This window comes from Erythrobacter donghaensis, from assembly GCF_001557325.1.
In the GTDB taxonomy this organism is placed as follows: domain Bacteria; phylum Pseudomonadota; class Alphaproteobacteria; order Sphingomonadales; family Sphingomonadaceae; genus Erythrobacter; species Erythrobacter donghaensis_B.
Window position 1 is genome coordinate 1 of the sequence record NZ_LSJS01000307.1, and the last position, 1,231, is coordinate 1,231.

1 protein-coding gene is annotated in these 1,231 nt (G+C 68.2%); it reads right to left on the reverse strand.

The window, feature by feature from the left end:
* Positions 1-1,094 (reverse strand): HWE histidine kinase domain-containing protein (locus AX692_RS17950; protein WP_196491822.1); only part of this gene is annotated, 1,094 nt, incomplete at its 3' end.
* Between the last annotated feature and the right edge of the window lie 137 nt (positions 1,095-1,231).

The window sequence follows — 1,231 nt, forward strand, 5'->3', positions numbered from 1 at the left end:
TCCTTGAAGTGCCCCAGCTGCGCTGCGACCAGCGCCTGCAATCCGACCCCGCGCCAGGCATTCCTCACCAGCAGGTCCTGCCCCGCCGCGAGCGACTGGATGCGCGCGGCGAAGTTGGTCATGAAGGTCTCGTGATCGCTCCCGCTGGTGCGCCGCGCGACCGAGAGCACCACCGCGAGCAGGTTCTTGGCGCGGTGGTTGACCTCGCCCAGCAGCAGGCGGATGTGGCTTTCGCGTTCCTTCTCGGCGGTGATGTCGAGATTGGTGCCGACCACCCATTCGGTGCGGCCATCGGGCCCGGCCCGCGCGACCTCGACCGCTCGCAGTTGCCGCCAGCGGCTGTCGTCGGAGCGCCGGATGCGGAATTCGCGGGTGCTTTCGGACACCTCGGCGACGGTGCGCTTGAGCCTGGTGTCCTGCGCCTCGGCATCTTCGGGGTGGAGGTGGGCGATGTAGTCGCCATAGCGCACGGTGCCGTCAGGCGTCGGGGCCATGCCGTAGAGCGCGAACATGGTCTCGTCCCATTGCACCCGGTCGCTGGGGATGTGCCATTGCCAGATCCCCATTCCGGCGGTGCGGGTGGCAAGCTGGGTCTTGACCTCGCTGTCGCGCACCGCAGCGATCGCGCGGCGCAGTTCCTCGGCCTGCTGTTCCTTGGCGGCGGCCAGATCGAGACTGTTCTGGCGCTCCAGGCGCAATTGCCGGTTGGCGGCGCGCATTCCGTGAAGCAGCACCAGATCGGTGCCGACCACGAAGACATAGAGCCCGATCGCGACCTCGGCGCCGGCGATGCTGAAGGAGTTGAGCGGCGGGATGAAGAAATACCAGGCGACTCCCCCGCACAGCAGCGCCGAGAGCAGTCCGGCGCGCAATCCGAACAGGAAGGCGGTGAGGATCACCGCCGGGAAGAAGGTCACATAGGGAAAGCCCGAGGGCAGCATCGGATCGAGCAGCACGCGCGCCGCCCACGCCGCGGCGAAGATTGCCAGGGTGCCGGCAAGCCGGGTGAGCGGGTGGAAGTCGGCGATCTGCACGCGCTCGAACCACCGCAACACACGGGTCGGAGGCTCGGACACGCGATCAGCCTTGGCCATGGGTATCCCCTGCATCTGCTGCCCCACCCGCGCGCGAAGCGGCCCGGATGGCTGTCGCCACAGCAGCGAATGGCGCGCAAATTGCGGCAAGGTCAAGGCAACTTGCGGCAACCGGGGCGGCGGGCGAGGTTTGGGGA